Below are 24,295 nucleotides of genomic sequence, written 5' to 3' on the forward strand. Positions count from 1 at the left end.
CACTGGGCAGTGAGCAGCAAGGCCTGACAAAACTTGAGCATAAGAGACGCGACCACCCGACGCAGGCCGACAGCAGGCTTGTACGGCGCGGCGATACAACCAGCCATGCCTGGTTTTGCCAGGTGCGCTGACAGTCTCATGGGCACAAGCTCGCTTGCTCACCGCTGCTGACGGTGGCCTGCACAAAAGCTGGCCCTGGCAAGTCCGCTTTGTTACCATCAAGGCATGCGAAAAAATAAACTGTCCGCAACACTGGTACTGGTGGCTGCGCTGCTGGCCGGCTGCAATCCGACCTATAACTGGCGCGACTACCGCAGCCCGGACGCACCTTACCAAGTGATGTTCCCGGCCAAGCCGGCGACGCACACGCGCAGCGTCGACCTGAACGGCATGAAGGTCGAGATGACCATGACCGCCGCCGAGGTCGAGGGCGTCATGTTCGCGGTCGGCTCCGGTGTTGCGCCGGATCCAGAGCTGGCCAAGGCGGCGGTCGACGCGATGCGGACGGCGATGCTGCGCAATATCAATGCGACCGTGCAGCGGGAAAGTGCCAGTGCCGCCAGCAATGGGACGCCTGACAGCGAGCGCAAGAGTGTCGATATCGATGCGACCGGCACAGGCAGGGGCGGGCCGATGAAACTGGCCGGACATTTCGAGTCGCGCGGCAAGCGCTTTTACCAAGTCATCGTGCTGGGTCCGGAAAAAGACGTGACGGCGGAGCAGTCCGAGCAGTTCGTCAAATCGTTCACGCTGCTGTGATGCCGGACTCGCCCGCCCTCCTCCTGGCCGGCCTGCATAAAGCCTTCGGCCGCCCTGCCGTCGACGGAATCAGCCTGTCTGTGCCGCGCGGCGAGCTGTATGCGCTGCTGGGCCCGAACGGTGCCGGCAAGACGACCACATTACGCATGGTGGCCGGACTGCTGGCGCCTGATGCCGGCCGTATCGAAGTCAACGGGATCGACCTGGCGCGCGATCCCGCCGGCGCGAAACGCACGATGGCCTACCTGCCCGACGACCCCATGCTGTATGGGAAACTGAAACCGACCGAGTACCTGGAATTCGTCGCCGGCCTCTGGGGTGTCGATGCCGCGGCGGCCGAGCCGCGTGCGCGGCGCCTTCTGGACTGGCTGGATTTGAGCAAGCACGCGCACGAACTGACCGAAGGTTTTTCGCGCGGGATGAAGCAGAAACTGGCGCTGGCCGGTGCACTGATCCATGAGCCGCAACTGTTGATCCTGGACGAACCGCTCACGGGACTCGATGCCGGAGCCGCGCGCCAGGTCAAGGACCTGCTGCAGTCGCATGTGGCGGGCGGCGGCACCGTCATCCTGACCACGCATATCCTGGAGGTGGCCGAGCGCCTGGCCCAGCGCATCGGGATTATCCAGCATGGCCGCCTGATTGCCGAGGGCACGCTGGCCGAACTGCGCGAGCGGACGGCAGCGCAGACGCTGGAGGACATGTTCCTGCAACTGACGGGGCAGGCTTGAGCGCTCGTCCCGGCAGCGCATGGTGGCTGCTGCGGCACAAGCTGCGCATGTTCTGCTACACGAGCCTGTCCTCCGCCACTCCTGAGCAGCCGCGCCGTTTTCACTGGTTGATGGTCGTGGTCGGGCTGGGCCTGTGGCTGCTGTTGCATGTCGGAGCCTACTTCCTGCTGAGGCGAGCCGTGCCTGGCGGGGGCCAGCCGCCGCACGCGCTCGTCGTCGCTGCCAGCGCGCTCCTGCTGGCGACCTTCCTGTTCATGCTGTCGGGCGCGCTGAAATCCAGCGTCGAGGTCCTGTTCGACCGCGGTGACATGGACCTGCTGCTGTCCTCGCCCCTGCCCTCGCGCAGCATCTTCACGGTGCGGCTCGCGGGCATCGTGGTCAAGATCGCAGCCATCTACCTCTTCTTCCTGACGCCGCTGGCCCATGCCGGTGTGCTGCTCGGGCAGCCGCGCTGGCTGGCGGCCTACCCTGTCCTGCTGGGCATGGCGGCGATCGCGGCATCGGCCGCCATGCTGTTGACGCTCGGCCTGGTACGCTGGCTGGGTGCGCGCCGCACGCGCGTCGTGGCGCAAGTGCTCGGTGCGATCGCGGGCGCCCTGCTATTTCTGTTGTCGCAGTTGCCGAACATGATGGGCATGGGCCAGCCGGACCGGGAAGCCGACCTGGTGCGTATTCTGAGAACCGGGGGCGGCGTCGACGCGGCCAGCATGTTGTGGCTGCCGGGACGGGCTGCGCTGGGTGATCCGCTGGCGAACGTCTTCATGGTCGCGCTGGCAGTGCTGGCCTTCGGGCTCACGGTCGCCCTGACCCATCTCAGTTTCACACGCGGGCTGCAGCTGGCGGCCGGGAGCGGACGCGCAACCCGGGCTGCGAGCGGTGCGCTGCGCTTCCGGTTCGGGCGCAGCCTGTTCGCTGTCCTCATCAGGAAGGAGTGGCAGTTGATCCTGCGCGACCCGCATCTGATCTCCCAAGTGCTGTTGCAGTTGCTATACCTGCTGCCGCTGGCCTTCCTCGCCCTGCGCAGCGAAGGGCCGCAGCCGATGGCCCTGGGCGCCGGGCTGACGATGCTGGCCGGCTCCCTGAGCGCATCTCTGGCGTGGATCGTCCTGCTGGCCGAGGATGCGCCGGACCTGCTGCAATCCTCCCCCGCACAGGCGGGCACGATCCGCAACGCCAAACTCATCGCGGCGCTGGGACCGGTGCTGGTGCTGGTCGGGGTGCCGGCGCTCTGGCTCGCGCTCGACCAGCCGCTCGCGGGCGCGCTTGCTGCGTTCACTGTCGGCGGAGTCAGTCTTGCGGCGGCCCTGATCGTAATGTGGAGCGGCAAGCCGGGTAGCCGCGACAAGTTCACCTCACGCGGACAGCGCAATGGACTGAGCGTGATCCTCGAGCTGAGCAACGTCCTTGGCTGGGGCGCGCTGGCGTTTCTCTTGCCCATGGCTGCCGCTATGGTGCAACCCGGCCTTGGCATGGTGCTGGGCATTGCCGCCGCCGCCGCAGTCGCGCTGGGCATGCCGGTGCTGGCCTGGTCGTTTCGGCACCGTTCGCGCTAGCGGACACGCGCGGGATGCCCCATAATGAGCACTCGTGTTATCGTTTAGTCACGACGCTAACAAAACGAGTACCCATATGCTAATCACCTTCAAAAGCAAAGCTTATCCTGACGTGATGATGTATCAGGAGCACGCCAAGCGCATCCTCGACCTGCTCAACAAGGAGCCGGAGATGGGTGTCATCACCTCGGAAGAGGCCGGCCGCGCAGTCCAGTTGCTGGAACACGAAATCGAAGAGAGCCGCAAGCATCCGTCGACCGACGAGGTGGAGCAGGACATCAAGGCCCATCGCGTGGATGAGGACGATCCCGAGCACGAACCGGTCGAAATCGTCAGCTTTTCGACCCGCGCCTATCCAATGCTGGAAATGCTGCGCGCAGCACGTGACCAGCACTGCGATATCCTTTGGGGCGTGTAAAGCAGCGGCTTGTCTGGCCAACCGGCTGTCCAGCCGCGGACTGCATCAAACAAAAGGGAGCGCTTGCGCTCCCTTTTTTGCTTTTGTAGCTCGTGCCGCCATGTAGCCGGCCCTACTGTCCACGCGGTCTCACCGGTTGATCGGCCTGCGGCCCGGAGAGAAACGGGCAGCGGAAACGACGGCCCAAAAGCAAAAAACCCCACCGAGATCACTCGGTGGGGTTTTTCTTATAACTAGCCTGACGATAACCTACTTTCACACTGGTTGCAGCACTATCATCGGCGCAAAGTCGTTTCACGGTCCTGTTCGGGATGGGAAGGGGTGGGACCGACTTGCTATGGTCATCAGGCATGACTTGTACGAGTTTCGCTCACCCATGTGAGCGCCACTCTGAATCTGGAAGAAGTATTGGGTAGCGACTGTATCAACAAACAGCGCTGTATCCTGACCTGTACCTGCTAAGGTTATAGGGACAAGCCGTACGGGCAATTAGTACTGGTTAGCTTAATGCATTACTGCACTTCCACACCCAGCCTATCAACGTCCTGGTCTCGAACGACCCTTCAAGGAGCTCAAGGCTCCGGGAAATCTCATCTCAAGGCAAGTTTCCCGCTTAGATGCTTTCAGCGGTTATCTCTTCCGAACTTAGCTACCCGGCAATGCCACTGGCGTGACAACCGGTACACCAGAGGTTCGTCCACTCCGGTCCTCTCGTACTAGGAGCAGCCCCCTTCAAATTTCCAACGCCCACGGCAGATAGGGACCAAACTGTCTCACGACGTTTTAAACCCAGCTCACGTACCACTTTAAATGGCGAACAGCCATACCCTTGGGACCGGCTACAGCCCCAGGATGTGATGAGCCGACATCGAGGTGCCAAACTCCCCCGTCGATATGAACTCTTGGGAGGAATCAGCCTGTTATCCCCAGAGTACCTTTTATCCGTTGAGCGATGGCCCTTCCATACAGAACCACCGGATCACTATGTCCTACTTTCGTACCTGCTCGACTTGTCGGTCTCGCAGTTAAGCACGCTTATGCCATTGCACTATTAGCACGATGTCCGACCGTACCTAGCGTACCTTCGAACTCCTCCGTTACACTTTAGGAGGAGACCGCCCCAGTCAAACTGCCTACCATGCACTGTCCCCGATCCGGATAACGGACCAAGGTTAGAACCTCAAACAAACCAGGGTGGTATTTCAAGGATGGCTCCACGGGAACTGGCGTCCCCGCTTCAAAGCCTCCCACCTATCCTACACAGATTGGTTCAAAGTCCAATGCAAAGCTACAGTAAAGGTTCATGGGGTCTTTCCGTCTAGCCGCGGGTAGATTGCATCATCACAAACATTTCAACTTCGCTGAGTCTCGGGAGGAGACAGTGTGGCCATCGTTACGCCATTCGTGCAGGTCGGAACTTACCCGACAAGGAATTTCGCTACCTTAGGACCGTTATAGTTACGGCCGCCGTTTACTGGGACTTCAATCAAGAGCTTGCACCCCATCATTTAATCTTCCAGCACCGGGCAGGCGTCACACCCTATACGTCCACTTTCGTGTTTGCAGAGTGCTGTGTTTTTATTAAACAGTCGCAGCCACCAGTTTATTGCAACCCTTTCGCCCTCACACAGTAAAGTGATCAAGCTACCGGGGCGTACCTTTTCCCGAAGTTACGGTACCAATTTGCCGAGTTCCTTCTCCCGAGTTCTCTCAAGCGCCTTAGAATACTCATCTCGCCCACCTGTGTCGGTTTGCGGTACGGTCTCGTATGACTGAAGCTTAGAGGCTTTTCTTGGAACCACTTCCGATTGCTTCGTGGCGCATGGCCACCCGTCTCGACCCCTTGAATTCCGCGCCCGGATTTGCCTAAGCGCCTTCTATGAGTCAAGAACCAGCTATTCCAACAGCTGGACAACCTTCCGCGATCCGTCCCCCCATCGCATCATACGACGGTGCAGGAATATTAACCTGCTTCCCATCAGCTACGCATCTCTGCCTCGCCTTAGGGGCCGACTCACCCTGCTCCGATGAACGTTGAACAGGAAACCTTGGGCTTACGGCGTGCGGGCTTTTCACCCGCATTATCGCTACTCATGTCAGCATTCGCACTTCTGATACCTCCAGCATCCTTTACAAGACACCTTCGCAGGCTTACAGAACGCTCTCCTACCATATGTCATAAGACATATCCGCAGCTTCGGTGACTGGCTTAGCCCCGTTACATCTTCCGCGCAGGACGACTCGATCAGTGAGCTATTACGCTTTCTTTAAATGGTGGCTGCTTCTAAGCCAACATCCTGACTGTTTTAGCCTTCCCACTTCGTTTTCCACTTAGCCAATCTTTGGGACCTTAGCTGGCGGTCTGGGTTGTTTCCCTCTTGACGCCGGACGTTAGCACCCGACGTCTGTCTCCCAAGCTCGCACTCATCGGTATTCGGAGTTTGCAATGGTTTGGTAAGTCGCAATGACCCCCTAGCCATAACAGTGCTCTACCCCCGATGGTGATACTTGAGGCACTACCTAAATAGTTTTCGGAGAGAACCAGCTATTTCCAGGTTTGTTTAGCCTTTCACCCCTACCCACAGCTCATCCCCTAATTTTTCAACATTAGTGGGTTCGGACCTCCAGGGCGTGTTACCGCACCTTCATCCTGGCCATGGGTAGATCACCTGGTTTCGGGTCTACACCCAGCGACTGTCGCCCTGTTCGGACTCGATTTCTCTACGGCTCCCCTATTCGGTTAACCTCGCCACTGAATGTAAGTCGCTGACCCATTATACAAAAGGTACGCCGTCACGGATCAAGTCCGCTCCGACTGTTTGTATGCACACGGTTTCAGGATCTATTTCACTCCCCTCCCGGGGTTCTTTTCGCCTTTCCCTCACGGTACTGGTTCACTATCGGTCGATTACGAGTATTTAGCCTTGGAGGATGGTCCCCCCATGTTCAGACAGGATTTCTCGTGTCCCGCCCTACTTGTCGTACGCTTAGTACCACCGTCCGGATTTCGTGTACGGGGCTATCACCCGCTATGGCCAGAGTTTCCAATCTGTTCCACTATCCGATCGACTATCACGTACAGGCTCTTCCCATTTCGCTCGCCACTACTTTGGGAATCTCGGTTGATTTCTTTTCCTGCAGCTACTTAGATGTTTCAGTTCGCCGCGTTCGCTTTGCATGCCTATGTATTCAGCATGCAATGACCCAAAGGGCCGGGTTTCCCCATTCGGAAATCTGCGGATCAAAGTGTGTTTGCTCACTCCCCGCAGCTTATCGCAAGCTACTACGTCCTTCATCGCCTGTAATCGCCAAGGCATCCACCATGTGCACTTATTCGCTTGTCCCTATAACGTTAGCCCCTGCTGACAACAGGGAACGCTACAGGATCAAGAGTACAGCGTTATTGCATGTTTGTTGATACTTTGATTACTACCCTAAGTGTGCTCGCTCATCATTTCTGATTCGCTTACACGCTTAAAAAAACTTTACTTCTTCCAGATTGTTAAAGAACGAAAAAACAGTGATCTCGAAAAGATCAAACCTAAACACACGCCGTTGCGCCGCTTACGTTTGTATTCTCAAGAAAGTGGTGGAGGATGACGGGATCGAACCGACGACCCCCTGCTTGCAAAGCAGGTGCTCTCCCAGCTGAGCTAATCCCCCTATGTGGTGGGTCTGGTTGGATTCGAACCAACGACCCCCGCGTTATCAACACGGTGCTCTAACCGACTGAGCTACAGACCCAAACTGTTCTCGTTATTTATTCAACAGTCGATAAGCGTAGGCGCTTGATGCCGAGACTTTCGTCTCCGGTGCTACTCTAGAAAGGAGGTGATCCAGCCGCACCTTCCGATACGGCTACCTTGTTACGACTTCACCCCAGTCACGAATCCTACCGTGGTAAGCGCCCTCCTTGCGGTTAAGCTACCTACTTCTGGTAAAACCCGCTCCCATGGTGTGACGGGCGGTGTGTACAAGACCCGGGAACGTATTCACCGCGGCATGCTGATCCGCGATTACTAGCGATTCCAACTTCACGCAGTCGAGTTGCAGACTGCGATCCGGACTACGATACACTTTCTGGGATTAGCTCCCCCTCGCGGGTTGGCGGCCCTCTGTATGTACCATTGTATGACGTGTGAAGCCCTACCCATAAGGGCCATGAGGACTTGACGTCATCCCCACCTTCCTCCGGTTTGTCACCGGCAGTCTCATTAGAGTGCTCTTGCGTAGCAACTAATGACAAGGGTTGCGCTCGTTGCGGGACTTAACCCAACATCTCACGACACGAGCTGACGACAGCCATGCAGCACCTGTGTTCAGGTTCCCTTTCGGGCACTCCCCGATCTCTCGAGGATTCCTGACATGTCAAGGGTAGGTAAGGTTTTTCGCGTTGCATCGAATTAATCCACATCATCCACCGCTTGTGCGGGTCCCCGTCAATTCCTTTGAGTTTTAATCTTGCGACCGTACTCCCCAGGCGGTCTACTTCACGCGTTAGCTGCGTTACCAAGTTAATTAAAACCCGACAACTAGTAGACATCGTTTAGGGCGTGGACTACCAGGGTATCTAATCCTGTTTGCTCCCCACGCTTTCGTGCATGAGCGTCAGTCTTGACCCAGGGGGCTGCCTTCGCCATCGGTGTTCCTCCACATCTCTACGCATTTCACTGCTACACGTGGAATTCTACCCCCCTCTGCCAGACTCCAGCCTTGCAGTCTCCAACGCAATTCCCAGGTTGAGCCCGGGGATTTCACGTCAGACTTACAAAACCGCCTGCGCACGCTTTACGCCCAGTAATTCCGATTAACGCTTGCACCCTACGTATTACCGCGGCTGCTGGCACGTAGTTAGCCGGTGCTTATTCTTCAGGTACCGTCATTAGCAAGAGATATTAGCTCCTACCGTTTCTTCCCTGACAAAAGAGCTTTACAACCCGAAGGCCTTCTTCACTCACGCGGCATTGCTGGATCAGGCTTGCGCCCATTGTCCAAAATTCCCCACTGCTGCCTCCCGTAGGAGTCTGGACCGTGTCTCAGTTCCAGTGTGGCTGGTCGTCCTCTCAGACCAGCTACTGATCGTCGCCTTGGTGAGCCTTTACCTCACCAACTAGCTAATCAGACATCGGCCGCTCCAAAAGCATGAGGTCTTGCGATCCCCCACTTTCTTCCGTAGAACGTATGCGGTATTAGCGTAACTTTCGCTACGTTATCCCCCACTTCTGGGTACGTTCCGATGTATTACTCACCCGTTCGCCACTCGCCACCAGGCCGAAGCCCGTGCTGCCGTTCGACTTGCATGTGTAAAGCATGCCGCCAGCGTTCAATCTGAGCCAGGATCAAACTCTTCAGTTCAATCTCTGTTTGTTGACTCTTTCGAGTCATCCGCTATCGCTAGCGGAGTCGCTCACTCAAAATACTGACCGTCATCCCATTGCTGAGACAACGTTTAATACTTTGTGCGAACATTTGATATTTTAAGTAATCAGCTGAACAAGTCAGCTGGCACCTTCATCAAACGCCCACACTTATCGACTGTTAATTGTTAAAGAACCGTTGTTCTGTACTACCTTGCTGCGCTTGCGAATCGTTTTGTTCGTCAGCAGCAGAGAAGTGAGATTATGCAGTGTTTCGCGATGTTCGTCAACTTCTTTTTTACAGCACCGCGTTTTGGCGCGGCCCTCGTGAACTCTTCAACTACTTGATTTCGTTGTCGTTTTCGCGAGGGACCGAACTATAACAAAGCTCATCCATTGGCGCAAGAGGCGATTCGGCCACACACTTCACGCCGCGCGTATTGCATCCGCTGCCCAGGTGTAGCCGATGCGTTCCTGCTCCAGCCGCAGGCGCTCGACATGGCAATCGTCGCGCAGCGCGAGAAACAGCGTTTTCTCGGCCAAGGTCAGGCGCGTCAGTTCGGCAAGGAAGCGTTTGTCCGGGTCCTCTTTTCCCCACAGGTGACGATGCGCGTGCAGGGTTGCTTCATCCATCAAAATGGAGCGGGCGTGCGGGAGGTTCATGCGCAAGCGGTCGAGAATGGCAAAACCATGGGTGTCGATGTCGCCCCAATAGAACAGTTCTCTGTTGCGCAGCCACTCAGCCTGGGCCAGGCGATCGATGCCATAACCGCCGCCGAAGACGACCATCCCCGAGCGCACAGGCGGGAATGCCAAGGCATTGACTTCGTTTTCGGTCACGAACACGCGCTCCACCCTGCTCTGCAGCGATGCGAACTGCGCCACCGGCACGGTGAGATCGGACAAACCGCCAATGAAGTGCTCGGGATCGAGCAAACGGAAGCGAATCATGGGCGGCTTGCTCAGCAGGCCAAAACGCGCTTCGAACTGCTTGCTGCCAAGCGCGTCCGCCACGACAGCCTCCGCCGGCAGCACCTGGTCGAGCAGCTCGGCCAGCAGTCCCCTGCGCGCTTCGATGAATTTGCTGTCGACGCCGGCGATATCGAGCTGGCGCAAATACAGTCCCGGGCGCGGGTGGCGTACGAACCAGTCCAGCACTGCGAGTACTTGCGCCCAACAGTCCCCGTGCTCGAGCAGCGCCAGCGGATGCGCGCGAACCCATGGCGATAGCGAAGGAAACGCCGCCAGCGTCGCGCCGGCCAGGGTGTCGAAGCGACGTGCCTCGGCCCCGCGCCCGATCATGCGCAAGGCATCGGCTTCGGATGGAATCGATACCGCGGCCGGAATGCTGTTGCGCCCCAACTGACGGTGATTGATCTCGCGCCAGACCAGATCGTAGCCATACCCCTTGCGTTCGCGACTCTCGCCAACCAGGGCGGCGATCCAGGTGCGAACCGCCTCGAACTGCTCCCCCATCTCGGCCGCCCCGGGCTGGCGCAGGCGCTGCGCGTAGGGAAACAGCTCAGCGCGGTCGAGGCGCGCCGCCAGCAGGGCGCCGCTGTCCCACAGCTTGCGTACCGTTGCGACGATATCGGCCGGCGTCGACCACTGCGCCATATGCCGCCCCGTCATGCGCCGCGCGCGCTGCGTTCTGCGCGGTATTCTTCAATGCTCAGGTAGCGCAGCATCGACTGCCGCCCTTCTTCGCTGTGCACGAAACCGAGGCCGGCGACATACGGCTCGATGATGTGTATCTTCTGAAGCGGCGTGACGATCAGCAGCTGCAGGTTCATGCGGCGGAACAGTTCGAGGCCATAGCGCGCCGATTCGTCCGAGCCGCGCCCAAAGGCTTCGTCGATCACCACGAAGCGGAACGAGCGCGAGCGCACCGCGCCCCATTCGAGCCCGAACTGGTAGGCCAGGCTCGCTGCCAGGACGGTATACGCCAGCTTTTCCTTCTGGCCGCCCGACTTGCCGCCCGCATCCGTATAGTGCTCGTGCTCGCGATCGTCTTCGCGCCAGCGTTCGGAAGCCGAAAAGACGAACCAGTTGCGCACGTCGGTCACCTTGCGGGTCCAACGCCTGTCCATCTCGGCGCTGCCCTCGCGTCCGCGGAAGCGCTCGATGATGCGGCGCACTTGCAGGAACTTCGCTTCCGTGTATTCCTCGTCGGCGGAACCGGTCAGCGCGCCCTCGGTACAGCTGCGCAGATCCTGCTGAAAGTCGCGCAGGTCGGCGTCCAGGCTGGGCTCGGCCTCCAGCGCGATGTAGCGGTTCGGGTTGTAGTCGATCGCGTGCAGCGAGGCGTTGATGGTATCGATGCGCTCGCGGATGGTCTCGCGCTCGCGCTTGAGCTGTGACTGAAAGCCGGCGATCTCGCGGATGGTGTTCTCGTTGAGGAGCGCCTTGAAGCGCCCGGCGAAGCGCGGCAGGTCGTCGGCCTGGAGCGCCTCGAGCATGCGCCCGAATTCGCCCGCCGCATCGATGGAGACGTCGACTTCGCGCGCGTCGAGCGGCCAGGTGCGCACGTAATCCTGCATGGCCGATATGATCTGGTCGCGCAGGCGTTCGATTCGCTTGCCTTCGGCGTCGATCCGCGCCTGCAGGAACTCGCGCATCTCGCGTTCGCGGCTGTCGCAGGACTCGACCGTCAGCGTGTGCTCGCCCAGCGCCACTTCGCGCAGCGCGGCCAGCGCCGGAAAGGCGGCTGCGGCCACCCCGGGTTCGATGACGGAGGAAAGCTGCAGGCATTCCTCACGCTGGCTGCGTGCCTGCGCAAGCTTTTCGGTGAGGGTTGCCTGCTGCCTGGTGACAGCCAGGTGCTGCTCCTCGGCCTGCGCCTGTGCCGCAAGCAGTTTCTGCAGTTGCTGCTGCAGGGTGCGCAGCAGGTCGGACGACGCGGCCAGCGCCTGCTGTTCGGCGGCGAGACGCTCGATCTCGCTGACCAGCGGCTTCCAATCCAGCTCGGCGAAATTCGCGTACACGCCCAGCCTCTGCCACAACCCGTGCAAGGCGTTCGCTTCGTCGACTTCACGCTTGAGCGTGCGTACCTGCTCGGCCTGGGCCTGCACGCGCGTCGACAGGTCGCGCTCCTGCTTGGCCAGCGCAGCGATCTTTGCCTCGTTGCTCCAGCCCAGTACATAACGCGTCCTGTCGTCGATGCGGTGGCGGTCGTCCTTTTCGTGGCGCTCGCCGCCCGACTTCATCTGGCCGTTGCTGGTAATGGCGCGGCCCTCGCGGCGGAACTGGTCCATGCTGTCGCAGCAGGCGTAATCGAAGCGGCGCGCCAGTTCGTTGTCGATCCAGGCATAGAAAGGCGACGCCGGAGAGACCGCCAGCTTGCGCACCAGCGAGCGCGGATGCAGCGCCTGCGCTTCGGCCGCCACGTTCGGACGCACCCGGAAATACACCAGGCGCGCCCCGAGATGGGTGCGCTCGGCCCATGCGGCCACTTGCGCATAATGCGTCTCCGGCACCAGCAGCGACAGGCCGAAGGCATGCAGCAGGCGCTCGGCCGCGCCCTCCCAGGCCGCGTCGTCCTCGCGCACCTGGATCAGTTCGCCGATGAACGGCAGCGCGTCGGGGGCGATCGCCAGCGTGTCGCACAAAGCCTCGCGCACTGCCAGCATCTGACGCGGAATGTTCGAGCGGCGCTGGCGCAGGGACTCGAGTTCGCCGGTCAGCTCGCCGTGCAGTCCGCGCAATTCGCGGATCGTCACGCCCGCCTCCGTCAGGCGATTGCTGCGCTCGTCGCGTTGAGCGATGCAATCGGCCTGGCCCTGTTCGATGGCGCGGCGGTTGGCCTCGAACGTGCCGGCGTCGAATGCCCCGGGCAGCGACAGGTCGGACGCGATGACGTGGTACTGCTCCGCGCGCATGCTCCTCTCCTGGCGCAGCGCATCGAGGCGCCCGATCTCGTTCCTGATCTGCTCGATGCGGTGGCCGCCATTGGCGGCGATGGCGAACGTCAGTTCGTCGCGGCTGTGCAGCTGGCTGCGCCGCAGCTGATCGAGCTGGGCCAGCCTAGCGCTCGCCTTCCCCTCGTCCGCCTCGAGGTGCACGATGCGCTTGTCGAGCAGTTCGCCCTTCAGTCCCGCAAACCACGGACGCAGCGCATCGCGGCAGCCGCGCAGTCCTGTCACCTCGCTCACCAGCGCGGCATGCCGCTCGCAGTTATCCGTCAGCGGCAACAGGTGCTCGATTTGCGCCTTGGCCTTGAGTACCGACTCATGGGCGCGGTTCAGGTCGTCGAAATGGCTGATCAGGGCATCGATGCGCGGCTGGACCGGGAAAGGTTCGAGCATGTGCTCGCGCACGAACTCGGTCAGGTTGCCGACCGATTTCATCGACACGGTCTGGTGGAACAAGTCCATCGCCTGCTCCGAAGCGATACCGAAGCGGCGCCGGAACTCGGCGCCATAAGGAGGAAAGCTGTCGTGCAGGGTGACGCCGGCAATCGCGCGCAGGCGCTTTTTCAACTGCGCGATGTCGCTGCCAAAACCAGTAAAGTGTTCCTGGATCGCGAGGGCGGCGTCGGCGACGACGTAGAAACGCTCGGGCTGGCCGCGCGGATCCTTGAGCCAGAATACCTGGGCCAGCGTGACCGTCTGCGCGAAGCCCTCGTTCTGGAATTCGCCAAGCAGGACCGAATAGCTGTGCTCGTCGCGCAGCGCTACCGCACGTGCATTGGCCCCCGTGTCGCCGCGTTCCGACTTGTAGTGGCCAAGTACATAGGTGCGCAAGCTGCGCTCGCGGGCGTCGGCGCCGGCCGCCTTGTTGTAGGCGATCTTGTTGGCCGGGACCAGCAAGGTGGTCAGGGCGTCGACCAGGGTCGACTTGCCCGAGCCGATGTCGCCGGTCAGCAGCATGTTGTCGCCGCCTGGGTGTAGGCGCCAGACGCGCCCGTGGAAAGTACCCCAGTTGTAGGCCTCGAAGCGGTGCAGGCGGAAACCGGCGCGTTCGGCCGTGGCGGCAGGCTCGGGCTGCGGCGTCTGAGCGCCGCTTGCGCCGGCGTCCAGCGGCAGTTCGGTTTGCCCGTCCGGCGTGAACATGCCGGGAGCCGCATCCGATGGCGTATTCATGCGCCCTCCCCGTCGTCAATCGCCGCAGCATGTTGCGCATAGCCGTCCAGGCGCGCGGCGAAATCGTCGAGCCACTGCGCATCCACGAACGCCTTCAGGATGCGCCTGACTTCGTATTGCTCTCCCTGTCCGCGCAGGCGGCGCAGGAAGCCCAGCTCGACCACCTTGTTCAGATGCGTTTCCATGCGGTCGAACAGGCGCGCCTCGTTCGCGGTATCGGGCAGGAACAGGCGCATGTGGTTAACAATGTCATCGCGGCTGACGACCAGGCGCGTCTCGCCGCCTGTGGCGTCGAACTCGGCCAGCTTCTTGCGCAGCAGGACCAGCAGCAGGCTGACGGGAAAACTGAGCGGCCGGCGCTGCACCAGGCGCGGCAGCGCCGGCGCATCGGGCGCCTGCGCGCGCTGGCGCAGGTAGGCATAGCCCTCGGCTTCGTCGAGGATCAGTTCGAGGCCGATCACGGCGGCGTAGTCGCGCACGCGCGCCTGCAGGTCGAGCAGCGCCTGCCACGGCGCCGCGCCGGCTTCGCGGTACAAGACACCCTGGAACAGGGCGATGAGGATGGGTCCCAGTTGATCGTCGTCGTTCATTCGCTCTCGTTCATTCATTGCCATGCTCCTTCACGGCAAACACCACCAGCGGCACGGTCGCGCGTCGACGGTAACCGTCGCCGTCGACCCAGTCGACCTGCTCGCTACGCTCGTCGTCGATGACGGCGGCCGGGTCATCGCTCGCCAGCTTCAGGTAGGTGGCCAGTTCGGCCAGGCCCTGCTCGATCGGTGCCTCGCCGACCAGGGACGCCAGCGAAATCTGGCGGCGGGTTTGCAGGGCGCGCCGGACCGCCGCCAACAGGCGCGCCTGGTCGACATACACCTGGTCGAACAAAGCATCGCTCGCGATCGGCGCCTCCGACTCATCGATCGCCACTTCGCGGATCGCCGCCTTGAAAGGCGGCGTGTAGAGCAGGCGCTCCATCGGCAACGTGATTTCCGGTCCGGGCTCGTCGATGGCGCCCAATCCCTGGTCGGGAATCCGGCCGCGCAGGACCAGTGCTTTCTGCTCGACGTTGCGGATCAGTTCCATGATGCGCCGGTTCTCGAGCCAGGCCTGGTCGTCGAGGTAGCGCCGCAGCTGCTCGGACAAGCGCGCGACGGTGCGCTGGGTCAGCTCCCCGGCTTCGAGCCAGTCGTAATGGATGCGCCGCAGCCGGCTGTCCGGCGCCAGTTCACGCACGGCAGGCATTGCCATCACCTGTTCGAGCAGCCCGCTCAATTCGTCCTGGCGCGCGGGCGACATCAGCAAATCCCAGAACGCACGAAAGCTCTTGCCTTCGTCGGAATCGGTGAGCGTGTCGCGCCAGCCGAATACTTGCTGCAGCAGTTCGCCCTTGCCGCCATCCCAGGTGGCGATCTGTTCGCGTACGCCGCGATCGAGACTGCGGAAGTTCTGGTCGAGGGCGCGAAAATCGGCCAGCAGCTCGCGCGCCGTGGACGCCATCTGCAGGAAGCGTTCACGCACCTGCACCGGTTCCATCAGCTCGACGTGGCCGGCGCGGATCCGGGCAATCTCCGCATCGATATCGGCCTTGCGCTTCTGCAGCTCGGCAATGCGTGTACGCGGATTCAGCTCGGTGCCGTCGACGATCTGCTTGAGCAGTCCGAACACCGTCATCAGGCGCGACTCGGTACCAATGAAACTGCGCTGGCCCAGTCCCTTCAACCATTCGATGGCGGCCTCGGCAGGCGATGTCAGGTCGTAGTGCGGCTGGTCTTCGCCTTCCGGATAATATTTTCGTAGCCAGCCGCGATCGTCGGCAGCCCAGTCATCCAGATATGCGGCGGCGCTTTTCGAATAGAGCGGCTCGCCTGCCATGTCGTGCAGATGGAAGAGGTGGTCGTCAAGCCGGGTAACGAGCTCGTCACGCGAGAACGTTCGAATGTTCGGCGCGATAAAGCTCCGGTACAGGAAGCTGGCGATCATCGGCGCGTGGTCGGCGGCGAGAAGGCGCCAGGCCGGATGGCTGCGGCGTTGGGCTGCGAGCTGTTGGTAATCCATTCTTGATTGTCTGTGTCATCACTACGTCCAATGTAAGCGACCTGGCGGTATTTAGACAAAAGAATAATGGAAATTGTTTCGAGGAGTAGAACCGCAAAAGGGTGTTTACTGCACAGCCTCTTCCTCTGCTGCAGCTCGCTTTCTGACGGGCTCGACGCTTAGTGAGCCAGGTTTTGAACACGAACAGCTGGTAACGGAACCGTTGCGTTATCCCAGTGTCCTACGAGCCTGGGCGGCGTTTGTTCACCCGAGGTTTCGTAATCGGGGGAAACACGACGGTGGCAAATGCTTGCCCAGCCTGGAAAGCCGCCCTTGTAGGGTGGGGACTCGTCCCCACGCGGTCTCACCGGGTCGAGTGCCGACGACATGGAGAGAAGGGAGACTGGAGAAAAGCGAGGCCGGAAAAGCAAAAAGCCCGCCGAGTATCTACTCAGCGGGCTTCTGCAATATAACTAGCCTGACGATAACCTACTTTCACACTGGTTGCAGCACTATCATCGGCGCAAAGTCGTTTCACGGTCCTGTTCGGGATGGGAAGGGGTGGGACCGACTTGCTATGGTCATCAGGCATGACTTGTACGAGTTTCGCTCACCCATGTGAGCGCCACTCTGAATCTGGAAGAAGTATTGGGTAGCGACTGTATCAACAAACAGCGCTGTATCCTGACCTGTACCTGCTAAGGTTATAGGGACAAGCCGTACGGGCAATTAGTACTGGTTAGCTTAATGCATTACTGCACTTCCACACCCAGCCTATCAACGTCCTGGTCTCGAACGACCCTTCAAGGAGCTCAAGGCTCCGGGAAATCTCATCTCAAGGCAAGTTTCCCGCTTAGATGCTTTCAGCGGTTATCTCTTCCGAACTTAGCTACCCGGCAATGCCACTGGCGTGACAACCGGTACACCAGAGGTTCGTCCACTCCGGTCCTCTCGTACTAGGAGCAGCCCCCTTCAAATTTCCAACGCCCACGGCAGATAGGGACCAAACTGTCTCACGACGTTTTAAACCCAGCTCACGTACCACTTTAAATGGCGAACAGCCATACCCTTGGGACCGGCTACAGCCCCAGGATGTGATGAGCCGACATCGAGGTGCCAAACTCCCCCGTCGATATGAACTCTTGGGAGGAATCAGCCTGTTATCCCCAGAGTACCTTTTATCCGTTGAGCGATGGCCCTTCCATACAGAACCACCGGATCACTATGTCCTACTTTCGTACCTGCTCGACTTGTCGGTCTCGCAGTTAAGCACGCTTATGCCATTGCACTATTAGCACGATGTCCGACCGTACCTAGCGTACCTTCGAACTCCTCCGTTACACTTTAGGAGGAGACCGCCCCAGTCAAACTGCCTACCATGCACTGTCCCCGATCCGGATAACGGACCAAGGTTAGAACCTCAAACAAACCAGGGTGGTATTTCAAGGATGGCTCCACGGGAACTGGCGTCCCCGCTTCAAAGCCTCCCACCTATCCTACACAGATTGGTTCAAAGTCCAATGCAAAGCTACAGTAAAGGTTCATGGGGTCTTTCCGTCTAGCCGCGGGTAGATTGCATCATCACAAACATTTCAACTTCGCTGAGTCTCGGGAGGAGACAGTGTGGCCATCGTTACGCCATTCGTGCAGGTCGGAACTTACCCGACAAGGAATTTCGCTACCTTAGGACCGTTATAGTTACGGCCGCCGTTTACTGGGACTTCAATCAAGAGCTTGCACCCCATCATTTAATCTTCCAGCACCGGGCAGGCGTCACACCCTATACGTCCACTTTCGTGTTTGCAGAGTGCTGTGTTTTTATTAAACAGTCGCAGCCACCAGTTTATTGCAACCCTTTCGCCCTCACACAGTAAAGTGATCAAGCTACCGGGGCGTACCTTTTCCCGAAGTTACGGTACCAATTTGCCGAGTTCCTTCTCCCGAGTTCTCTCAAGCGCCTTAGAATACTCATCTCGCCCACCTGTGTCGGTTTGCGGTACGGTCTCGTATGACTGAAGCTTAGAGGCTTTTCTTGGAACCACTTCCGATTGCTTCGTGGCGCATGGCCACCCGTCTCGACCCCTTGAATTCCGCGCCCGGATTTGCCTAAGCGCCTTCTATGAGTCAAGAACCAGCTATTCCAACAGCTGGACAACCTTCCGCGATCCGTCCCCCCATCGCATCATACGACGGTGCAGGAATATTAACCTGCTTCCCATCAGCTACGCATCTCTGCCTCGCCTTAGGGGCCGACTCACCCTGCTCCGATGAACGTTGAACAGGAAACCTTGGGCTTACGGCGTGCGGGCTTTTCACCCGCATTATCGCTACTCATGTCAGCATTCGCACTTCTGATACCTCCAGCATCCTTTACAAGACACCTTCGCAGGCTTACAGAACGCTCTCCTACCATATAGATCAAGTGATAAATCACGAGAAATATATCCGCAGCTTCGGTGACTGGCTTAGCCCCGTTACATCTTCCGCGCAGGACGACTCGATCAGTGAGCTATTACGCTTTCTTTAAATGGTGGCTGCTTCTAAGCCAACATCCTGACTGTTTTAGCCTTCCCACTTCGTTTTCCACTTAGCCAATCTTTGGGACCTTAGCTGGCGGTCTGGGTTGTTTCCCTCTTGACGCCGGACGTTAGCACCCGACGTCTGTCTCCCAAGCTCGCACTCATCGGTATTCGGAGTTTGCAATGGTTTGGTAAGTCGCAATGACCCCCTAGCCATAACAGTGCTCTACCCCCGATGGTGATACTTGAGGCACTACCTAAATAGTTTTCGGAGAGAACCAGCTATTTCCAGGTTTGTTTAGCCTTTCACCCCTACCCACAGCTCATCCCCTAATTTTTCAACATTAGTGGGTTCGGACCTCCAGGGCGTGTTACCGCACCTTCATCCTGGCCATGGGTAGATCACCTGGTTTCGGGTCTACACCCAGCGACTGTCGCCCTGTTCGGACTCGATTTCTCTACGGCTCCCCTATTCGGTTAACCTCGCCACTGAATGTAAGTCGCTGACCCATTATACAAAAGGTACGCCGTCACGGATCAAGTCCGCTCCGACTGTTTGTATGCACACGGTTTCAGGATCTATTTCACTCCCCTCCCGGGGTTCTTTTCGCCTTTCCCTCACGGTACTGGTTCACTATCGGTCGATTACGAGTATTTAGCCTTGGAGGATGGTCCCCCCATGTTCAGACAGGATTTCTCGTGTCCCGCCCTACTTGTCGTACGCTTAGTACCACCGTCCGGATTTCGTGTACGGGGCTATCACCCGCTATGGCCAGAGTTTCCAATCTGTTCCACTATCCGATCGACTATCACGTACAGGCTCTTCCCATTTCGCTCGCCACTACTTTGGGAATCTCGGTTGATTTCTTTTCCTGCAGCTACTTAGATGTTTCAGTTCGCCGCGTTCGCTTTGCATGCCTATGTATTCAGCATGCAATGACCCAAAGGGCCGGGTTTCCCCATTCGGAAATCTGCGGATCAAAGTGTGTTTGCTCACTCCCCGCAGCTTATCGCAAGCTACTACGTCCTTCATCGCCTGTAATCGCCAAGGCATCCACCATGTGCACTTATTCGCTTGTCCCTATAACGTTAGCCCCTGCTGACAACAGGGAACGCTACAGGATCAAGAGTACAGCGTTATTGCATGTTTGTTGATACTTTGATTACTACCCTAAGTGTATGCTTTCGCATACGCTTAAAAAAACTTTACTTCTTCCAGATTGTTAAAGAACGCAAACTACACTTACCGAAGGCGCTAGCCTTGAATAAGTCCAGTTTCATTCAACAGTCGATAAGCGTAGGCGCTTGATGCCGAGACTTTCGTCTCCGGTGCTACTCTAGAAAGGAGGTGATCCAGCCGCACCTTCCGATACGGCTACCTTGTTACGACTTCACCCCAGTCACGAATCCTACCGTGGTAAGCGCCCTCCTTGCGGTTAAGCTACCTACTTCTGGTAAAACCCGCTCCCATGGTGTGACGGGCGGTGTGTACAAGACCCGGGAACGTATTCACCGCGGCATGCTGATCCGCGATTACTAGCGATTCCAACTTCACGCAGTCGAGTTGCAGACTGCGATCCGGACTACGATACACTTTCTGGGATTAGCTCCCCCTCGCGGGTTGGCGGCCCTCTGTATGTACCATTGTATGACGTGTGAAGCCCTACCCATAAGGGCCATGAGGACTTGACGTCATCCCCACCTTCCTCCGGTTTGTCACCGGCAGTCTCATTAGAGTGCTCTTGCGTAGCAACTAATGACAAGGGTTGCGCTCGTTGCGGGACTTAACCCAACATCTCACGACACGAGCTGACGACAGCCATGCAGCACCTGTGTTCAGGTTCCCTTTCGGGCACTCCCCGATCTCTCGAGGATTCCTGACATGTCAAGGGTAGGTAAGGTTTTTCGCGTTGCATCGAATTAATCCACATCATCCACCGCTTGTGCGGGTCCCCGTCAATTCCTTTGAGTTTTAATCTTGCGACCGTACTCCCCAGGCGGTCTACTTCACGCGTTAGCTGCGTTACCAAGTTAATTAAAACCCGACAACTAGTAGACATCGTTTAGGGCGTGGACTACCAGGGTATCTAATCCTGTTTGCTCCCCACGCTTTCGTGCATGAGCGTCAGTCTTGACCCAGGGGGCTGCCTTCGCCATCGGTGTTCCTCCACATCTCTACGCATTTCACTGCTACACGTGGAATTCTACCCCCCTCTGCCAGACTCCAGCCTTGCAGTCTCCAACGCAATTCCCAGGTTGAGCCCGGGGATTTCACGTCAGACTTACAAAACCGCCTGCGCACGCTTTACGCCCAGTAATTCCGATTAACGCTTGCACCCTACGTATTACCGCGGCTGCTGGCACGTAGTTAGCCGGTGCTTATTCTTCAGGTACCGTCATTAGCAAGAGATATTAGCTCCTACCGTTTCTTCCCTGACAAAAGAGCTTTACAACCCGAAGGCCTTCTTCACTCACGCGGCATTGCTGGATCAGGCTTGCGCCCATTGTCCAAAATTCCCCACTGCTGCCTCCCGTAGGAGTCTGGACCGTGTCTCAGTTCCAGTGTGGCTGGTCGTCCTCTCAGACCAGCTACTGATCGTCGCCTTGGTGAGCCTTTACCTCACCAACTAGCTAATCAGACATCGGCCGCTCCAAAAGCATGAGGTCTTGCGATCCCCCACTTTCTTCCGTAGAACGTATGCGGTATTAGCGTAACTTTCGCTACGTTATCCCCCACTTCTGGGTACGTTCCGATGTATTACTCACCCGTTCGCCACTCGCCACCAGGCCGAAGCCCGTGCTGCCGTTCGACTTGCATGTGTAAAGCATGCCGCCAGCGTTCAATCTGAGCCAGGATCAAACTCTTCAGTTCAATCTCTGTTTGTTGACTCTTTCGAGTCATCCGCTATCGCTAGCGGAGTCGCTCACTCAAAATACTGACCGTCATCTCATTGCTGAGATAACGTTTAATACTTTGTGCGAACATTTGATATTTTAAGTAATCAGCTGAACAAGTCAGCCGGCACCTTCGTCAAACGCCCACACTTATCGACTGTTAATTGTTAAAGAACCGTTGTTCTGTACTACCTTGCTGCGCTTGCGAATCGTTTTATTCGTCAGCAGCAGAGAAGTGAGATTATGCAGTGTTTCGCGATCTTCGTCAACCCCTCGTTTGCTTCGTCGCAGTTTCCTGCGTTTGCTGTTGCAAGATCAACTACTTGATTTCGTTGATGTTTTACTTCAGCGCCGAAGCGGAGGCGAACTATAGCAAACCGCCGGGGTGTCGCGCAAGCCCCTTGTTATGGAACATGCGACATGCCGGATTCCACGGGTATCAGGCTGAAGCACAGCGCAACGCAGGGTCGTCACCAAGCGCCAGCGGCATCGCCCTTGACCAGCGGTTGGACGACAGCGAAAAGCTCAGCGCTCGGACCTGGTGGTACCAGCCGGCCGGCACATACAGCATGTCGCCCGGCTCGACGATGCACTCGATCAGCGCCGCCTGCCGCGCCAGCGGGAATCGCTCGTAATCCGGCGCCTCCGGGTCGAAGGGCGAACCGAACAGCAAGGCGTTCGCCTCCCTTGTATAGAGGAAGGCGTCGTGGTGCGGCGGCGCCAGGAAGATGCGCTTGCTGCCCCAGACCTGCGCGAACAGGTTGTCATCGTAGTCGCAATGCAGGGGTGTGACTGTTCCCGCCGGGCCGAGCCAGAAACGCGGCGGCCCCGGCTTCCTGAACAAGGCCGGCCAATGGCAGAACCGGTTCAGTGCCCGCAGCTCGAGGTTGCCCACATAGGGCGGCAAGCCCGTCGTCCCCGCAGCGGCCAGGTCCAGGTAGTCGAGCATCGACATGTCCTGCATCGCGCGGTCGGGAGCGAAGGCCGTGCCGACATAGTCGCCAACCCGTGCCCGTACCGGCAATTCGCCGAAGCGCTCGCGCAGGGTCTGCGCGGTGAGCCCGCACAGTGACCAACGCCGCGCCGCGCCAGGAAGCAGGAAAGGCAGGCCCTGCGCCGCGCGCGCCTGGAAGCTCGCCGCGTCGATCGTCTGCACGCGTGGCACTTCTTGCAGGACAGGCAGATCGCGCGCGCTGCGCCGGATGGCCTGGCGCATCGCCTCGATCGAGGTGACGCCGCGCACCTGGGCGTCGCGCAGCTCGCGCGCCTGCTTCCTGGCGAGCGCATCCTCGCTCGAGCCGCCGTCGGCGGCAGGCGGCCGCGGCGGCAGGCGCTGCGCTGCGCCCGTCCGGGCCGGGTGCTCGCCGGGCGGATCGGATTCGTTCTTCTCTAACATAGGGACCAGGGGTGTGTCGGCCGGAAGCCGCCGGCGCGTGAATTCATGTCGGGGCAAGAGCATAGCGTACAGCAGGGCGAAGGCCAAAGCGCCTGCAAAGCAATTGCCGCGTTGCCAGCAACCGCCAATCCGTGGATGATCTCGTTTTCATGAGCGAAAACCGATGAGCACCCTGCACCCCTGCCCCGACGACGACGGACGCGCCGTCATCCTCCGCCAGCCCTCGGTACCGACGCCCCTGTCCTGCTGGCAGGATGCGCGGCAGATTGCGACCGTCATTCCGGGCGGTCCGCTGCCGGCAACGCTGAACGGCATCGCATTCGCGCCCTGGCTCGATGCGCCCGGCACGGCCCAGGGTTGGAGCGCCTGCGCCATGGAAGCCGCACTCGACGAGCCGCCCTTCGCGCTGCCGGCCGGGATGGCCGCCGCCGCGGGAGCGGTGATTCTCGAAGACGACGGACGCGTGTGGCTGGTGGCGCCCTCGAACCGCTTTGGCGGCTATACGGCGACCTTCCCCAAAGGGCGCGTCGACCCCGGCACCAGCCTGCAGTGCGCCAGCGTGCGCGAGGCCTACGAGGAATCGGGGCTGCGGGTGCGCATCGAAGCCTTCCTGCTCGACGTGCGCCGCACCCAGACCTATACGCGCTTCTACATCGCGCGCCGGATCGGCGGCAGCCCGGCCTGCATGGGCTGGGAATCCCAGGCTGTCCACCTGGTGCCCGTGGCGCAGTTGCGGGAAGTGGCGACGCACCCGAACGACGCGCCGGTCATCGCGGCGCTGGAACAATGGCTGGGGCGATAGACTCAGGCTGATTTCTTGTTCAGCCCCAGATAGGTATCGATCACCTTCGGATCGTTCGCCAGCGCGTCCGCCGGCCCTTCCATCACCACCTCGCCGGTTTCCAGCACATAGCCATAATCCGCGGCCTGCAGGGCGACGCGTGCGTTCTGCTCGACCAGCAGGATCGCCACGCCGGTCTCCTTGAGCCGCACGATGACGCGAAAGATCTCCTTGACGATCAGCGGCGCCAGGCCCAGGCTGGGTTCGTCGAGCATCAATAGCTGCGGCTTGGCCATCAGCGCGCGGCCCAGCGCCACCATCTGCCGCTCGCCGCCGGACATGGTGCCGGCCGCCTGCAGTCTCCGCTCGCGCAGGCGCGGAAACAGCTCATAAACAAAATCCAGCTGCGCCGCGAAGTCCTTCTCGCCGCGCCTGTAGCGCGCATAGCTGCCGAGCAGCAGGTTGTCCTCGACGCTCATGGTGGTGAACAGGTCGCGGCTTTCGGGCACCAGGCTCATGCCCTGCGCGACCCGCTGCTCGACCGGCCAGGCACCGACCTCGACGCCGCGCAGCAGCACCGCGCCGCCCGTCGATGCATTGGGGCCAAGCGCGCCGGCAATCGCATTGAGCATGGTGGACTTGCCCGCCCCGTTGGGGCCGATGACGGTGACGATCTGGCCGGCGCCCACGCTGATGCTCGCGCCATGCAGCGCTTCCACCTTGCCATAGGCGACGTGCAGCTTGTCGATGTGAAGAACAGGCGTCGTCATC

The 24,295-nt window shown here is 59.5% G+C and carries 11 protein-coding genes, 2 tRNA genes and 6 rRNA genes; 5 read left to right on the top strand and 14 right to left on the bottom strand.

Translation table 11 applies throughout. The features are described 5' to 3' along the window. The first annotated feature begins 225 nt into the window (after positions 1-225). From ACSUZJ_RS21805 to ACSUZJ_RS21820, 4 genes are all read left to right on the top strand, one after another. Positions 226-759, top strand: a complete 534-nt coding sequence (locus ACSUZJ_RS21805; protein ID WP_499411675.1) for a hypothetical protein — start codon at positions 226-228, stop codon at positions 757-759. Beyond that, complete coding sequence (locus ACSUZJ_RS21810; RefSeq protein ID WP_499411677.1) at positions 759-1,490, top strand: ABC transporter ATP-binding protein; 732 nt, start codon at positions 759-761, stop codon at positions 1,488-1,490. Before ACSUZJ_RS21805 ends, ACSUZJ_RS21810 begins: the two co-directional genes overlap by 1 nt. Further along, positions 1,487-3,043: a putative ABC transporter permease subunit gene (locus tag ACSUZJ_RS21815; protein WP_499411678.1), complete on the top strand. Its 1,557-nt coding sequence runs from the start codon at positions 1,487-1,489 to the stop codon at positions 3,041-3,043. The genes ACSUZJ_RS21810 and ACSUZJ_RS21815 overlap by 4 nt, the downstream gene beginning before the upstream one ends. 76 nt (positions 3,044-3,119) lie before the next feature. Beyond that, on the top strand, positions 3,120-3,461 hold the full coding sequence (locus ACSUZJ_RS21820; RefSeq protein WP_499411679.1) for a DUF1840 domain-containing protein: 342 nt from the start codon (positions 3,120-3,122) through the stop codon (positions 3,459-3,461). Between the two features lie 236 nt (positions 3,462-3,697). Here ACSUZJ_RS21820 and rrf (ACSUZJ_RS21825) read toward each other — a convergent pair. The 13 genes from rrf (ACSUZJ_RS21825) to ACSUZJ_RS21885 all read right to left on the bottom strand — a co-directional run bounded on the left by rrf (ACSUZJ_RS21825) (position 3,698) and on the right by ACSUZJ_RS21885 (position 22,743). Next, positions 3,698-3,810: ribosomal RNA gene (rrf, locus tag ACSUZJ_RS21825) — 5S ribosomal RNA — on the bottom strand. Between the two features lie 119 nt (positions 3,811-3,929). Continuing rightward, positions 3,930-6,805: ribosomal RNA gene (locus tag ACSUZJ_RS21830) — 23S ribosomal RNA — on the bottom strand. A 243-nt stretch (positions 6,806-7,048) separates the two neighbouring features. Then, positions 7,049-7,124: transfer RNA gene (locus ACSUZJ_RS21835), tRNA-Ala, on the bottom strand. Positions 7,125-7,128: 4 nt separating this feature from the next. After that, positions 7,129-7,205: transfer RNA gene (locus ACSUZJ_RS21840), tRNA-Ile, on the bottom strand. 80 nt (positions 7,206-7,285) lie between these two features. Next, positions 7,286-8,816 (bottom strand): 16S ribosomal RNA (locus ACSUZJ_RS21845). The 16S, 23S and 5S rRNA genes sit together here with 2 tRNA genes alongside, the layout of an rRNA operon. Before the next feature lie 428 nt (positions 8,817-9,244). Further along, positions 9,245-10,435 carry a DUF3322 domain-containing protein gene (locus ACSUZJ_RS21850; protein WP_499411680.1) on the bottom strand — a complete coding sequence of 397 codons (1,191 nt, stop codon included), beginning with the start codon at positions 10,433-10,435 and terminating at the stop codon, positions 9,245-9,247. An 11-nt stretch (positions 10,436-10,446) separates the two neighbouring features. Further along, positions 10,447-13,899, bottom strand: a complete 3,453-nt coding sequence (locus ACSUZJ_RS21855) for an ATP-binding protein (RefSeq protein WP_499411682.1) — start codon at positions 13,897-13,899, stop codon at positions 10,447-10,449. Next, complete coding sequence (locus tag ACSUZJ_RS21860) at positions 13,896-14,489, bottom strand: DUF4194 domain-containing protein (protein ID WP_312552707.1); 594 nt, start codon at positions 14,487-14,489, stop codon at positions 13,896-13,898. Before ACSUZJ_RS21860 ends, ACSUZJ_RS21855 begins: the two co-directional genes overlap by 4 nt. 10 nt (positions 14,490-14,499) lie before the next feature. Further along, positions 14,500-15,954, bottom strand: coding sequence for a DUF3375 domain-containing protein (locus ACSUZJ_RS21865; protein WP_499411683.1), 1,455 nt, complete (start codon positions 15,952-15,954; stop codon positions 14,500-14,502). Positions 15,955-16,409: 455 nt separating this feature from the next. Further along, positions 16,410-16,522 (bottom strand): 5S ribosomal RNA (gene rrf / locus ACSUZJ_RS21870). Positions 16,523-16,641: 119 nt separating this feature from the next. Continuing rightward, positions 16,642-19,533 (bottom strand): 23S ribosomal RNA (locus ACSUZJ_RS21875). A 260-nt stretch (positions 19,534-19,793) separates the two neighbouring features. Further along, a 16S ribosomal RNA gene (locus ACSUZJ_RS21880) occupies positions 19,794-21,324 on the bottom strand. A gap of 462 nt (positions 21,325-21,786) precedes the next feature. Next, positions 21,787-22,743, bottom strand: a complete 957-nt coding sequence (locus tag ACSUZJ_RS21885; RefSeq protein ID WP_499411685.1) for a cupin-like domain-containing protein — start codon at positions 22,741-22,743, stop codon at positions 21,787-21,789. Between the two features lie 163 nt (positions 22,744-22,906). On the opposite strand from ACSUZJ_RS21885, the gene ACSUZJ_RS21890 reads away from it, so the two are divergent. Beyond that, positions 22,907-23,545: an NUDIX hydrolase gene (locus ACSUZJ_RS21890; RefSeq protein WP_499411687.1), complete on the top strand. Its 639-nt coding sequence runs from the start codon at positions 22,907-22,909 to the stop codon at positions 23,543-23,545. Between the two features lie 2 nt (positions 23,546-23,547). Here the strand turns inward: ACSUZJ_RS21890 and ACSUZJ_RS21895 are convergent, their stop codons facing one another. Beyond that, the gene (locus ACSUZJ_RS21895; protein WP_499411689.1) at positions 23,548-24,294 is read right to left on the bottom strand and encodes an ABC transporter ATP-binding protein; all 747 of its coding nucleotides are present in this window, start codon (positions 24,292-24,294) and stop codon (positions 23,548-23,550) included. Position 24,295 lies beyond the last annotated feature (1 nt).

Origin of the sequence: Telluria sp. B2 (assembly GCF_051789535.1) — a bacterium.
Taxonomy (GTDB): Bacteria; Pseudomonadota; Gammaproteobacteria; order Burkholderiales; family Burkholderiaceae_D; genus Telluria.